Source organism: Bacillus sp. LR_5 (genome assembly GCF_042709275.1).
Genome location: NZ_JAVAXX010000162.1, coordinates 1 through 14691, shown reverse-complemented (window position 1 = coordinate 14691; position 14691 = coordinate 1). Strand labels below are relative to the sequence as shown.

Annotated in this window: 12 protein-coding genes; 4 read left to right on the top strand and 8 right to left on the bottom strand. The window is 42.4% G+C overall.

The window, feature by feature from the left end:
• Positions 1 to 1617: glutamate/serine transporter AimA (locus RAC86_RS24710; RefSeq protein ID WP_377886110.1), on the top strand; the 1617-nt coding region annotated here is incomplete at its 5' end.
• Between the two features lie 45 nt (positions 1618 to 1662).
• Here RAC86_RS24710 and RAC86_RS24705 read toward each other — a convergent pair.
• Entirely contained in the window at positions 1663 to 2544 is an 882-nt protein-coding gene (locus tag RAC86_RS24705; protein ID WP_377886109.1) for a glycerophosphodiester phosphodiesterase, read from the bottom strand.
• A gap of 98 nt (positions 2545 to 2642) precedes the next feature.
• A complete protein-coding gene (glpT, locus tag RAC86_RS24700; protein WP_003246460.1) occupies positions 2643 to 3977 on the bottom strand; it encodes a glycerol-3-phosphate transporter in 1335 nt (444 codons plus the stop codon).
• Between the two features lie 296 nt (positions 3978 to 4273).
• Between glpT and RAC86_RS24695 the strand changes: the two genes are divergently transcribed.
• The 3 genes from RAC86_RS24695 to RAC86_RS24685 all read left to right on the top strand — a co-directional run bounded on the left by RAC86_RS24695 (position 4274) and on the right by RAC86_RS24685 (position 6778).
• On the top strand, positions 4274 to 4522 hold the full coding sequence (locus RAC86_RS24695; protein WP_087614234.1) for a YbeF family protein: 249 nt from the start codon (positions 4274 to 4276) through the stop codon (positions 4520 to 4522).
• 91 nt (positions 4523 to 4613) lie between these two features.
• Positions 4614 to 5531, top strand: coding sequence for a bifunctional helix-turn-helix transcriptional regulator/GNAT family N-acetyltransferase (locus RAC86_RS24690; RefSeq protein WP_122894972.1), 918 nt, complete (start codon positions 4614 to 4616; stop codon positions 5529 to 5531).
• Positions 5528 to 6778: an MFS transporter gene (locus RAC86_RS24685; RefSeq protein ID WP_087614845.1), complete on the top strand. Its 1251-nt coding sequence runs from the start codon at positions 5528 to 5530 to the stop codon at positions 6776 to 6778. Before RAC86_RS24690 ends, RAC86_RS24685 begins: the two co-directional genes overlap by 4 nt.
• 33 nt (positions 6779 to 6811) lie before the next feature.
• Here the strand turns inward: RAC86_RS24685 and RAC86_RS24680 are convergent, their stop codons facing one another.
• From RAC86_RS24680 to RAC86_RS24655, 6 genes are all read right to left on the bottom strand, one after another.
• The gene (locus RAC86_RS24680; RefSeq protein WP_029317250.1) at positions 6812 to 7240 is read right to left on the bottom strand and encodes a hypothetical protein; all 429 of its coding nucleotides are present in this window, start codon (positions 7238 to 7240) and stop codon (positions 6812 to 6814) included.
• Positions 7241 to 7303: 63 nt separating this feature from the next.
• Positions 7304 to 9484: a glycoside hydrolase domain-containing protein gene (locus RAC86_RS24675; protein ID WP_033883176.1), complete on the bottom strand. Its 2181-nt coding sequence runs from the start codon at positions 9482 to 9484 to the stop codon at positions 7304 to 7306.
• Between the two features lie 74 nt (positions 9485 to 9558).
• Positions 9559 to 10479 (bottom strand): DMT family transporter, encoded by a 921-nt coding sequence (locus RAC86_RS24670; protein ID WP_019712561.1) that lies wholly within the window; start codon positions 10477 to 10479, stop codon positions 9559 to 9561.
• Positions 10476 to 11303 carry an AraC family ligand binding domain-containing protein gene (locus RAC86_RS24665; RefSeq protein WP_015382640.1) on the bottom strand — a complete coding sequence of 276 codons (828 nt, stop codon included), beginning with the start codon at positions 11301 to 11303 and terminating at the stop codon, positions 10476 to 10478. Before RAC86_RS24665 ends, RAC86_RS24670 begins: the two co-directional genes overlap by 4 nt.
• 151 nt (positions 11304 to 11454) lie before the next feature.
• Positions 11455 to 12480 carry an ADP-ribosylglycohydrolase family protein gene (locus tag RAC86_RS24660; protein ID WP_015252933.1) on the bottom strand — a complete coding sequence of 342 codons (1026 nt, stop codon included), beginning with the start codon at positions 12478 to 12480 and terminating at the stop codon, positions 11455 to 11457.
• A 12-nt stretch (positions 12481 to 12492) separates the two neighbouring features.
• The gene (locus RAC86_RS24655; RefSeq protein WP_377886108.1) at positions 12493 to 14535 is read right to left on the bottom strand and encodes a T7SS effector LXG polymorphic toxin; all 2043 of its coding nucleotides are present in this window, start codon (positions 14533 to 14535) and stop codon (positions 12493 to 12495) included.
• Positions 14536 to 14691: the final 156 nt, after the last annotated feature.

The window sequence follows — 14691 nt, the reverse complement described above, 5'->3', positions numbered from 1 at the left end:
AATCAATTGCATCGAAGAATGGGAACGTTTTCCCTCATGATGGTCGGGCTCGGGTCGATGATCGGTTCAGGCTGGCTGTTCGGGGCTTGGCGTGCGGCTCAAATAGCAGGACCAGCTGCTATTATTTCATGGGTTATTGGAATGGTCGTCATTTTATTTATTGCTCTTTCTTATAGTGAACTAGGTTCTATGTTCCCTGAAGCGGGGGGAATGGTAAAATATACGCAATATTCACACGGTTCGTTTATCGGTTTTATTGCGGGCTGGGCCAACTGGATTGCGATTGTGTCCGTCATTCCGGTTGAAGCGGTGGCCTCCGTTCAATATATGAGTTCTTGGCCATGGGAATGGGCGAAATGGACAAGCGGTTTGGTGAAGAATGGAACGCTGACTGGGGAAGGACTAGCATTTGCCTCTGTATTGCTTCTCATTTATTTTCTGCTGAACTACTGGACAGTCAATCTATTTTCGAAAGCGAATTCATTAATTACGATTTTTAAAATTATTATTCCGGGTCTTACGATTGGAGCTTTGCTGTTTGTCGGATTCCACGGAGAAAACTTTACTGGCGGTCAAAGCATTGCGCCGAATGGCTGGGCAAGTGTGCTGACGGCGGTTGCCACTTCAGGTATCGTTTTTGCGTTTAATGGTTTCCAAAGCCCGATTAATATGGCGGGTGAAGCAAAAAATCCGGGGAAATCAATCCCGATTGCGGTTGTTGGCTCTCTTTTCGTTGCGACAGTGATTTATGTCCTGCTGCAGATCGCCTTCATCGGAGCGGTGAATCCTTCTGATATTGCTCACGGCTGGAGCCATCTGAATTTTAATTCTCCTTTTGCTGATCTGGCGATTGCGCTGAATATTAACTGGCTTGTTATTGTGTTATATGCAGATGCATTTGTATCACCGTCTGGAACGGGGATTACGTATACGGCGACAACGTCCCGAATGATTTACGGAATGGAAAAAAACAAATACATGCCGAGTATATTCGGGAAGCTTCATCCGATTTACGGCGTTCCGCGACAAGCAATGTTCTTTAACTTGATTGTGTCGTTCATCTTTTTGTTCCTGTTCAGAGGGTGGGGCGTATTAGCGGAAATTATTTCCGTTGCTACGTTAATTTCTTATATCACCGGCCCGATCACAGTCATGACATTGAGACGGACGGGGAAAGACCTGTACAGGCCTCTTCGTTTAAAAGGCTTGAACGTGATTGCCCCGCTTGGATTTATCTTTGCGTCACTGGTGCTGTATTGGGCGCGCTGGCCGTTAACAGGACAGGTTCTGTTTATTATCCTGATCGGTCTTCCGATTTATTTTTATTATCAGGCGAAGGCGAAATGGAAAGGGTTTGGCCGAAACTTCAAAGCCGGCGTCTGGATGGTGTTTTATCTGCTGGCCATGATGGTCATTTCTTATTTGGGCAGTGATAAATTCGGCGGCCTGAATGTCATTCATTATGGCTGGGATATGGTTCTGATTGCGATGGTATCACTTGTATTCTATGTATGGGCGCTGAAGAGCGGCTACCAGACAGAATACTTAAAGGATGCGAAAGAGATAAATTCTCAGCTGCTTAATGGACAGTCAGAAGCTGCTGCCGGAAAAGAATAAAATATGAAGAAAACCTTGCGATAGTTGTCGCAAGGTTTTTTGCTTTTAATAACCCTTTTTTACTTTGTAGAAAAGATCAGGATAGTTGGTGAACACTCCTGTTACGCCCCAATCAAGCAGGCGATGCATATCAGCTTCATTATTGACTGTGTAAGGATGAAGCAGGAGGCCGTGGCTGCGGATCATACGGACGTTTTCTTGATTTAAAGCTTTATAATCCGGGCCCGCACCGACAGCGTATGTTTTGATTTCTTCCAGGGCAGCATCTGTCATTGACGCCATTTGTTTGGCTTCCAGCAATTGAACGGTCGGCAGGTTTGGCTGTAATTGATGGATTTTTACCAGGCTTTCTTTGCTGAACGATTGAATGATCACCTGGCCTGGCTTAGAATGCTTCCCCAGTAATTTATGTTTCTGCAAAGAAGCGATCAGTTTTTCTTCCATACCTGGGTAGGTGTCAGGCGATTTTGTTTCAATGTAGTAGTTCGCGTGCTTTCCGAAACGGTCTAATACCTCTTCTAATGTAGGAACTTTAAGGCTGACGTACTGCGGCTTTGCTTTTTCCGGATAGGCTTCATTAAACCAAGAACCGGCGTCAAGCTTCTTAATGTCTGCGAGCGTATGGTCTTTCACCCAGCCCGTTCCGTTTGTGGTGCGGTCCAGTTTTTCGTCATGCATGACAATCAATTTCCCGTCTTTTGTCATTTGCAGATCCAATTCAATATAATCAGCCTTCATTTTCTGAGCGGTTTCGTAAGACAGAATCGTGTGCTCAGGCACATATCCAGAAGCCCCTCTGTGCGCGACGGTCAGGATACGGTCAGGTGACAGCAGGTTTCCTTTTGACGCTGCCGACACTGGCGTTACCATAAATAAGAGTAAGCCCAGCGACAGAACAAACAAGGCCAGTATTTTATTTTTTCTCATGATTTCTCCTCCTTATAGATAAGCACTACCTGTCTTTCATATTAAAAAACGGATGTAAACGGCGTGTTGGAAAACTATTAATCTTTTATGTGTCTTTCTTAAACATGCTCTGCCCGTTTTCCTGTATTCCACGTCAAAGCCAAGAAGACGATGGCAAGAATGCAGGATGAGATCAGCATGATAAAGCCGCCGTTCCAGTTAAAACGGTCCACGACAAAGCCCATAATGGCGTTTGCGAAGGCGGATCCGCCGATATATCCGAAAAATCCGGTCAAACCGGCTGCAGTTCCGGCTGCTTTTTTCGGTGCTAGATCAATTGCTTGAAGGCCGATCAGCATAACAGGTCCGTAGATTAAGAAGCCAATGCTGATCAGGGCGATATTGTCCACGAGCGGATTGCCGGCCGGATTCAGCCAGTACACCAATACGGCAATGAAAACACCCGCCATAAACAAAACGCCTGCCGGTGCCCGGCGGCTTTTGAAGAATCGGTCACTGATCCAGCCGCACAAGATCGTTCCCGGTATGCCTGCGTATTCGTAAAGAAAATACGACCAGCGTGAGTCTTCAGGAGAAAAGCCTTTGGCTTCTGTTAAGTAAGTAGGCGCCCAGTCAACCACGCCGTATCGCACGAAATAAACAAATACATTGGCAAAAGCGATGTACCAAAGAAATTTGTTGTTCAGCACATATTGAAAAAGAATTTCTTTTGTTGTTAATTCTTTTTCCTGATTTTTAAAAGCGTGTTTTGGATAGTCATTCCGATACTCTTCAATTGGCGGGAGTCCGCAGGATTGAGGCGTATCACGAACCAATAAAACAATTAAAAATGAAATGATAATGGCGATGATGGCAGGGAAGAAAAACACGCTTTTCCAAGTGACGAACATCGCGATCCCAAGAGTGACAAGCGGAGCAAGAATACCGCCGCCTATGTTATGGGCGACATTCCAGATCGACATTTTTGTGCCGCGTTCACTTATGGAGAACCAATGGGCCATCGTCCTGCCGCATGGCGGCCAGCCCATTCCTTGAAACCATCCATTGATAAACATAAAAATAAACATGATGGTGACGCTCGAAGTCACCCAAGGCATTGAAACGAATAGAATATTAACGATTGCTGATAAAAATAGGCCTGTCGCCAGAAAATATCTCGGATTACAGCGGTCAGACACCATTCCCATGATGAATTTGCTGAAGCCGTACGCAATGGACACAGCGGCCAGCACCAAACCCAGTTCTGTTTTCGAAAATCCCTGTTCCTGCAGATAAGGAATGGCAAAGGCAAAGTTTTTCCGCAGCAGGTAGTAGCCTGCGTAGCCAATGAAAATACCAATGAATACTTGCAGCCTGAGCCGTTTGTATGCCGCATCCATCTTTGAATCATCCAGTCTCTCAATATGAGGAGCCGGTTTAAATATATTAAGCATTAATAATTATCCCCCTTTGCTGTTTGTGCTGGATGTGTGGCGTGCCTCCTTTCCCGAAAAACAAAAAGAGCCAGAAAACACCCCTTGTCAAAAGGGGTTGGATTCCTGGCTCTCCTCATCTCCATCCAAGCTATTAACTTATCATGATAGCGCTTTCTTAAATTATCATAGTCCGGAGCGAATGTAAACGGGTAATTTTCAAATTGGGCCTTAGGGAAGTAAATATTATCCTTTTACTAAATGCAATTATATTTTTTTACTAGTAACATAAAAATCTGGAGGGAGGCTGTTTAAAGGTGGATGAATTAGATATCGCATTCTTTATTTTACCGTTAGGAATTATGCTGCTATCGATTATCGGGACCTGTATTTGTAAAAACCCGTATCTGATGCCAATGCTTAGTTTGGTGATTTCTCTTGTGCTCACCTTTACCATTTTTAATCAATCATTTTTGGGATGGGCTGTTGTCTATAGCTTGGTTTCTCTGGCTTTATCCTATATCACATTGATTGTGGTAAGGAAAAGGAAGGAATCAGGAAATTAAAAAGACCTCACTTTCTAATATATCGTTGACTAAAGCAACTATATGTGATTATAATTGCCTTAGTCAACGATATTAGAAAGTGGGGATTGATTTGAAAACAAGAGAATCATCTGTCGGATTAAAATTCAGAAAGTTCAATCGATTTTATACAAACGTCCTTGGTTTCCTTAATGAGCACATTTACGACAGCCCGTTTTCCTTAACAGAAACACGGATTTTATTTGAGATTTATAATACGCCTAATTGTACGGCAAAAGCTCTTCAGGATAAGCTGGGGCTTGACCGGGGATATGTCAGCAGGATTGTGAAGCAGTTTGAAAAAGAAGATTTGATCTATAAACAGAGGAGCAAAGATGACGCCCGCCAACATTATATTTTTGTCACAGAAACAGGAAAAACGATTTATAAAAAGCTGGAGGAGAAAGCCAACGAACAAGTAGAACTGATGCTGAAGGAAATCAACCAAAAGGAGCAGCACAAGCTTGCCGAGGCGATGGCAGAGATTGAAGCGATCCTTTCACAGTCGCTTTCTGCCAGAGCATCAGAGATATCGATAAGAGATTATTTTCTTTCGGAGGATCTTCAACTCCTTATTGAGAAACAAAGACAATTTTACGCGGAGGCTCACGGTTGGGATGACACGTTTTTAGCTTATCTTCAGGAGACATTTGACGCTGACATCGAAAAAATATGGATTGCGGAAAGCGGCGGGAAATTTGCCGGCTCTGTCGGGTTGGTCAAGCACGATGAAAAGACAGTCCAGCTCAGATGGTTTCTGGTTGATGCGGATTTTCGGGGCAGGGGGCTCGGCACGCAATTGCTGGAGCATCTGGTTGCATACTGCCAAGACATGAAGTTTGACCGCATTTTCCTTTGGACGGTGAGCACCATGGCTGAGGCTCGTCCGCTCTATGAAAAATTTGGATTCAGGATAAGTGAAGTAAAACAAGAAGCGCCATTATGGGGACAGCAGCTGACAGAAGAACGGTGGGATTTGGAGCTGTCATGAAAAGACTGCATTATGCGTGGATCATCGTCTCCGTCACCTTTTTGATCTTATTGGCGGTTCAGGGGGTGCGGCTGTCGTTTGGTGCGTTTGTGGAGCCGTGGGAACGGCAATTTTCAATGGATAGAAGCACCATCTCGCTGATTTCGACGATGAGTTTTATTGTTTATGGCATATCACAGCCTGTGATCGGTCGGCTTGTGGACAAATGGGGTGCCCGGGCTGTTTTGGCATGGAGTGCGTTACTGACAGGAGTCAGCATTTTCTTAACATACCTTGTGACTTCGCCTTGGCAGCTGTTTTTGCTTTATGGGCTGGGTGTCTCGCTTGGAGTGGGAGGAGCGTCGAATGTGGCGGCAAGTGTATTGGTCGTCAATTGGTTCAGCAAAAAGCGGGGACTAGCCTTTGGGATCATGGAAGCAGGCTTTGGCGCGGGGCAAATGCTTCTCGTTCCCGGCTCACTCATGTTGATCCATTGGTTTAGCTGGAAGCTGACGGTTGTGGTGTTGGGACTGCTGTTAATCGTGATTGTCTTTCCGGCTGCGCTGCTGATGCTTCGGAACAATCCTTCAGAAAAGAATACAGAGCCGATAGGCGGACTGGCTGCATCAGAAAAAGAAACAGCACCCAAAACAACAGCTCTTTCAGTGGCCGGGATGTTTCGTATGAGGCAATTCTGGTTCTTGATTTTTCCGTTTTTGATCTGTGGATTTACGACCGTGGGGCTGATGGATACCCATTTGATTCCGTTTTCTCATGATCATGGCTTTTCAACGACAGTCACGAGTGCTGCTGTCAGTCTGCTGGCAGGCTTTAATATTGCTGGCATCTTGCTGTCCGGAATTGTAGCGGACCGGTGGAGCAGCCGGAAAATCCTGTGCTTTTTATATGCGGTGCGGGCGCTGTCGATCGTGATTCTTATTTACAGCCACGAGCCCTACTTGCTTTTAGCCTTTGCGATTCTGTTTGGATTAGTGGACTTTGCAACGGTAGCACCGACTCAAATGCTCGCCACCCAGTACTTTCAAAACTACTCGATCGGCCTCATGATTGGCTGGCTGTCACTCGCCCATCAGATCGGATCGGCACTAGGTGCGTATGTGCCCGGCGTCATCTATACGGTAACGGGTGAGTATACACTGGCTTTTTATTTGTCGATTGGAATGCTCGTGCTTGCGAGCGTAATGAATATGATGCTGAGGGAGCCAGCTGCGGTTACGCGTGACAGTGCGGCTGTGGTAGAGAAGTGATGAGAGCAGAGGATAAGCATCTCTGATTTGGGATTATTCAGAGATGCTTTTTTTGTATTTTTGTTCTAATACGAAGTCGATCATACCGACTATGCGGGCGTTTTCGGATTTTTGTTTGAAGCGTTCTGAAATTTGAACTTTTCTTGAAAATGGGTAAACACCAAATACCCATATTAGGCCAATTAACACAAAAAACATTTGTACACCCATTTCTATTAAATCATTATAATGAGAACTGAAAAAATAAATATATAACGTTATTAATGTTACTGTAAATACGATTTTGACAGTGTGTTTGAATGTGAGCTGTGGTTCAATTAAACACAATTTCATTTGGTTAAGTGTGAAAGAGTCTTGTTTCATTAGGTACGAAAGTAAATCATTATCGTTTTGACTGATAGGGTACAAGTCAGTTTCTATTTTTTTTGTGATCTCCTGATATTTATGTATATTACTTTTCATACAGTATCCCCCTTTTTTAAGAAGAACTCCATGAATCCCTACAGGACTCATGGAGAAACAATATTATTTAAAAAGTGCTAAAAATGTACGGAAGAGTACTGCAGCAGCTCCCATTTCAGGACCTACCGTTAATACTAATGCACCAATACCAGCAACAATTAAGATACCTGTACCTACCACAAGCATGTTGTTGACAATAGTATCCCAATCTGGTGAGTATACTTCCTCAGTATCTGGTAAAGTAAAGTGCTTCTGTTTTATTTTAAACGTAATCGTAGTCGTTAGTCCAGTTGTGATATTGTCACCGACTGGAATATCAGGTGTATAGATTTTAATTTGAATATTTAAAGATTCAGCTGTTGGATTTACATAAACCTCCAAATAACCGTTGCGTACTGATAAGCTGAGACTATTTAAAAGGTTTTGATAAGAGTCGATTTGTGACGCAGTAAGAGACGTTTGAGTGTCGCCCAATAAACCCGTGATATAGGCACCTGGTTTACCATTTGTAATGGTAATTGTGTTTGGTGAACCTTCACTTGGTATGGTTGCCAAAAGTGAAGTTGATAGAATAATATCCAATTCAGGTGATGTGAAAATGGTTTCTGTCGTATCAAATTCAAACATCGCGTTTGCCAAACTTGTTAGATTTTCTAAAGCCGGAATGGTAGATAAAATGTCTGTCAGTGTACGCAGCCTTGCATCATATACCGGATCAGACGGCGGATTTACATTGCTTGCACCTGAGTCTCTTCCTGAAAATCCGTCTTTATCAATTCCGATGCTTCCAGAACCGCTTCCGATGGTTCCTTCATAAAATTGATCAAAGGCCCAGTTGTTTGGCATCGGATAGCCGAGATTGCCGCTAAATCCTGTTGACATATTTGCCACAAAACTATACTTTGTCAGTTCTGCTTCTGATGTACGGATACAAATGTTTCTTGGTCCGTAAACCCCTATTTCATACTTAGGTGCGGTTGAAAATGTCTGCATTTTTGTAAATGCTGACTTAATCTCTTGGAAATAAGGAATGATTTTATCGGTCACTTCATAATCGTATGCATCAAAATCGACAGCGAAATAAATGGTCGTGCCTGACGGAAAACCTAATCTTCTAGCAGCAGAAGCGGCACTATATGCATCTCTTGTGCCTTGGTCTTTGACAAAATAAGAAGATTCATAGCCGCCGTCTTGATAAATTGGGAAAACCTTCAATCCGGCATCAAGAATAACTGCAAGCTCTTTAGATGTCAGGGCTTTTGATGTGAGGCCGCTGCTTGTCCGCACATTTCCGGTCAAATATCTGCCAACCGTTTTATAACCGTTATTCCGCAGTGTTTGAGCTTTTTCTGCGGTTATAATTGTAGCAGTGTCACAAGCAGAAGCGGCGCGAGTTGTGTCTCCTGAGCTTGATAATAAAGCTTTAATGGTTGGCATATCTGCATAACCTGTTTGCGGCAGGCACATGAACTCTTGAAATGCTTTAACAGCTGAAACAACACCCACACCATATTTGCCGTCAAACTCACCAGGATCGAACGATTTTCCGTTACAATAGAGGGCGTACTGAACAATTAAGACAAATCCTGTTCTTGAATCGCCGGGAGTTAAAGTAGGACACAAACTTGTGGTGCCGTTTCCGAAAAATCCATTGGCAACACTTGTGCTCATGCCTTCTTCTTTTTGCAGGGCATAAATAAGAGCTTTATTTGTATCGCGGCCATACAGTCCGTCACAAGGCATTAACCCGATATAGTCATTGTAGTCCCGATTTAAGTTTTGTTGAATCTGGCGAATTCTTGAATCACCCCCAGACACCAGCTTAAAAGCGCTCATGTCTAATAAGGCTTTCATAATTAACGTGGTGACAATCCCATCCTGTGTTGTCAGTCCGGCAGCTTTTTGAAATTCTTTTACCGCATTTTCTGTTTTTTCGTAAAAGACGCCTGTAAAACCGCCGGGATTAAAGCCTTTACACCATAAAGCCCCTTGTAAAATAAAATTCATGTTGCTTGGTTTTGAATCTGGAGCTTGGCGTTTAAGAGGCTTAAATAAGCGCTGTGTTGTCGGCCCGAAGTTATCGGCTGGCTCTGAGATACCCAATTCAATTTGAAGCGCCCGAGTCAGACCGTAGATCGTATCCCACCCAGTTTTCCCGCTTTCTTCAACTGGGTTATACCCATGTTTGCCGCTGTACGTATCGTTCAGCCATTGCTGTGTGATTAAGACCATTTCATCAACCATTTCGATTCCTCCTTTGTTAGATTGCGTTCATTTATAGGTGGCAAACGTAGGACAAAATAAAAAAATGGATGCCGTTAAGCATCCATTTTACATCCGTTCTCCAACAGCTTCGCTTTCGGTTTCATCTCCGAGATGTAGAGGCCTAAAAGCGTAAGGGCGCCTCCTAGAAGAGCGATCCATGTCATGTTTTCATGCAGGACCAGGACGGAGGCGGCGATTGTGATAACCGGGACCATGTATATATACGCACTGGATTTGACGGCTCCGAGCACGCCAACTGAATAATTCCAAGTGGCGAAGCACAGGGCCGAAGCGCCAATCCCTAAGAAAAGCATGTTGAGTATATTTGAAGCAGATGAAAATCGGCTTAGGTCAAAATGGAAGTCGAACAAAAATAAAGCGGGAACCATAAATAATAGGCCATACAAAAATACTCTCTGTGTCAGCTCGATGATGTGGTATTCGTAAGCGCTTAATTTTTTCATGAATATCGAGTATCCGCCAAACACGAGAGCAGCCCCGGCTGCCATGATGTCTCCGAGCGGATTTAGACGCAGTACCACATTGCCGTTGAACGTAATCAATAAAAGCCCGATCAGTGCCGAGACAAATCCAATCAAAAAAGTCAGACGCAGTTTTTCGCCTTCGAGCAGAAAATGGGCCAAAACCGCAGTGATCATCGGTATAATGGACACGATCATGCCGACATTGGAGGCGTATGTATAGGTGAGAGCTATATTTTCTAATAGAAAGTATAAGGTTACGCCAAATAAACCAGCCCCGGCAAACAACAGCTCCTGCCGCCAATTTCTGAACGGAATCATGTTGGGACGGACGAGGATAAGAGCGATAAAGCCCATCAAAAACCGATAAAATAATATTTCCATTGGAGAGAAGTCAGCCAGCAGAACTTTTGTCGAAATAAAGGTCGTCCCCCAAATCAGAATGGTCACAATGGCTGCGATATGCCCCGAAGTTTCTCTTTGTATGTTCATCTGTGAAGCTCCTTTTCAAAAATCTTCATGTATTGCTTCGGCGTCAGCCCCACCTGCCGTTTAAAAAACTTCGTCATATGGCTCTGATCGCTGAATCCTGTCTGAAATGCCGCATCAATCGGTCTTACCCCTTGTTCAAGGAGTTTTTTGGCTTGATTAATCCGGATTGTTTCCATGTAGCTATTAGGGGTAATGCCTTTTTGTTTTGTAAATGAACGCAATAAATGATACTTGCTCCAGCCTGTTAATTCACTCAAATCATTGAGTGTAACATTTTCGGCATAATGCTCTTCTAAAAATTCACAAACCATTTTGACTTCGTCTGATGGTTCTGGAACGCTGCTAAGGAACGTGACATCTGAATAATGGCGGATCAGCTCCTCTAATAGATGAAGAAACAGCTCCTCCTTACGCAAAGCTTGTTTTTCCTCGGATATCAAAATATGCAATTCCTGCAGGCTGGCTGTCAGCTCATGGCGGAATAACACATGCTGGGAGAAATAAGGGAGATGCCCGGCGCCAGTAATCTCTTTCACCGCCTTCTCCATGATATCCGGCATGACATTGATACACCGATAATCAAGCGTCCGGCCGTCAATCTGTTCACAGCTATGCGTGTCACGGGGGTTAAAGAGGAGAAGATCACCTGGATTGATGATATATTCTTGATCCTGACAGGCCAGATACCGTTGCCCTTTTTCAATAAATCCAATCACATAATAATCGTGAAAGTGGTTCGGGAATTTTTGCATAATTCCCTTGAAGCGGTAGGCTTCTATATGAAGGTGTGGGTCAAGCTGCAGTGTGCGGGTTTCGTTTTGCATGGGATGCCTCCTGTCGGTGTGGTGGTCTTGGATTAAGTGTAGCATGATTTAGGGGGATTTCTTGTATGATGTTGCTGTTTAGGAATAGAGAAAGCAGACCGTTATTGGTCTGCTTTCGTTACCTTGTATGATTAAGTATTTTAACGTAAATCTAAATATCCCCATATTGCTCGATAATCGCTTTATCTGCACAATACTGATAAAATTCTTCTATTAATTTATCAACATCTTGCTTACGAGCTATTTTTTCTAACCAATCTCCTGGGATCCCATCTAGCTTATAATACATTCCTGCTATCGATCCTGTTATTGATGCTACAGTATCAGTATCTTCTCCTAAGTTCACTGCTGTTAGTACAGCCTCGGTAAATGAAGATGTAGTGCCGAAACACCAAATTGCCGCTTCTAAAGTATGAACGACATACCCGTCTGATCGAATTTCTTCTCTTGGTGTATTCAAAAAGCTTTTTTCAAAAATTCTTTTATAATGTGTTAACTCTTTATGGTATATATGTTCTTTTTTGAAATTCTCGTCGAAAAGCTCTTTCACTTCTCTTAAAGATGTATCAATTGAATTGTTATAATATAGCCTTAGTAATAGTTCTACATAAATAATGGAACCAACTATAGCACGCGGATGGGCATGGGTTATTTCAGTGTATTTCTTGATCATCTCCGCTTTTTTCACAAAATCGAATTCCTTATGCAAAATAAACACTAATGGTGAAATTCTCATTAATGCTCCATTTCCGTTATCAAATTCTGACTGACCGCCGCATTTTTCTGGCAGAACACCTTTCCTAAATCGGGTAATTGCTTCAACGGTCGTCCTGCCAATGTCAAACATTTCACCATACGGCGTCCAGTAACCTTCATCTTGATACAGTTTAAATTTCTGCATTAAATCATTTATGTTCCCTTTTTCAATCATATTCTCCATCAGGCACAAGGTCAGAGATGTATCGTCAGACCAGGTTCCAGGAGGTTGATTATAGGTGCCGTATCCTACCATATCCTGCACATGAAAATCTCCTCTTTTTTTGAATTCAACAGGGACTCCTAACATATCTCCTATAATGCCACCGTATATTGTTGGAAGAACTTTGTTTTTTATATTAAGTTTAAGAAAGCTCTTATTGTCATCTTCCCATCTATCTATCATTCTTCTGCCTCTCATTTTTTCACCCACTTAAATTAAGTCTAAAATAATATGTAACTTATTGTTGCTATCAACATGTGCGCTTTTAATAACCATCTCTTGCCCAAAATTTAAAAGTAACTCAGCTTCATTAGGAAAGTGGCTTATCTTTCCGAGATAGGCTGCATTGGTTCCTGCTGGAACATTTATTTCCCATGAGACTTCCATGTGATCAAAGGATGATTCCTTAACAATTGCTGTACTAACAAAACCATTGTCTCTGAAAATCTTTCCAATTAATGATTCAGCATTAATGTCTCCATATTTGTTAATTTCAATTAATGACTCTAAAGGTCTTAGGTCTGTTCCTCTATAAACTTGTAAATTGTGTGGAACTCGCGCTTTATCCAACCCATTCTTTATATTATAGATTGTATCTAAATCAATGCCATCTAAAGAATCACTAATTCCTCTTAGATAATCATTTATTTTTTTATAATCATCACCAGTATATTGCTTAATTGCTTCTTGTTCACTTGGGGTTAATGATTTAATCCAATCGTCATAATACTTGCTCCCCCATTGGTGTGCTTCCTCTACGGTTTTAATATCACGTGTAATTTTAGAATTTTCATTTGGTCCTACGCCACCTGATTTGCTATGGTCGCTGCTATTAATCTTGACAAAGTTTTCAAGTTTCTTATCAAAACCCTTCTCTAGTTTCGGAATAGGGCTTTCAATGTTCCCAACTCCTTGTATTGCAGATTCTAGTTGATTGTTACTTGGCAATTTGAAATAAGGTTTTGCTTTTTCAGTAATGTTCTTTGCTATAGATTTATGATCGTTCACAAAAGCCTTTGTTTCCTTTGTCACGAATTTCCCTGCTTTTGTTGCAGATGCCACTTTTCCGAGTCCCTTGGCGCCAAAAAGGGAAGCAACTGCGTAGGTGATGTAGTGGGAGCGGCTATAGACATCACCATGAACCATATTGTCGTTCCAAGATTTTTTAAATGAATCGACCATGTATTCAAAAGTTTCGGGAGCGCTATAAATGATATTTTGGAGTTCCTGTCCGGCTTTGACTTGTTCTTCGATGCCCATCTTGCCCTGTGCTCTATACGACCATATAGCAAGATCGTAAGCACCGACTGCGAGGTCGCATGCACCGGTAACGATATCCTTTCCGGCATCCCAAAGCCCGACAATTACACCTTTTCCTCCTTCGACAAGCATTTTTCCTGTTTGCTGCTGTGCTTTCATTTGAACGATGCTTGAATAATATTGTAATTGCTCAGCGCTCAGGTTGTCAGTGCCAATCTTTTCTGCAACTTTCAGGTATTCATCAGGATCAGTAGTTTTGTCGAGTTTTTTCTTGAGATACTCGATTTCTTCCTGTTTTTTTGCTTTGATGAACTGCTGAGCTTGTTTGTGTATATCCGCTTTGTTTTGATAAACATCTGTTTCGTGAAAGGCTTTTGCATTAAAACTTATTGGGTTGGTACTTCCGCCTTTGCTGGTGGCACCGGTCAGCGCTTCGAAAAATGCCCGAACCTCATGTTCTACAACTTCGGAGGCCTCGTAATCACTGTTCAGTTTCTCATCAAGGTTATGCAGATGTGTAATCGTTTTTTTTCGTTTTTTATCTGCTTTATCCAGTTTATCGGTGACTGTGGAATTGTCAAAGAGGGACAGCGGTAAAATGTCATCAATAGAATTCAGAATTGATTTAATTTCTTTTTGCTGTGCCTCTATAATACCGTCTGCTTTGACTAGACCATTATACAGTTCGTTATCGAGATAAGATTCCTCGATATATGCATCGTCATCAAATGTTGCTGCTTCAATAGTGGATGGAATATTTTTGAAAAAAGCGATTCTCATGTCAATGAGGTCCAGCCACAGATCCGCCCCTGTCGCTTGTTCCTTATAGAAGGCTTTAATTGCGTTAGCTCCTTTGCCTGTCATGGCATCATCCAAGTTTGCCATCTTTTTGAACTGTTTTTTCAATGTAGCCATGTGCTCTCTCAATGTTTGGTAGGCTTTAAGGCGCGTTTCGGCAGTTTCTAAAATCGTACTTACTTCAAGAATCTTCATTTAATACATGTCCTTTCGCCTGAATTTTCCTGTAAATATGGTACCATGGTGAATTTAGGAAAGGAGCGTAAACTGAGAAATCAAGGAAAAACAGTACTTTTTTACTGATTCTAATTATTCATTTTACTCGCAGATATAAAATCTACTGGAATCAGC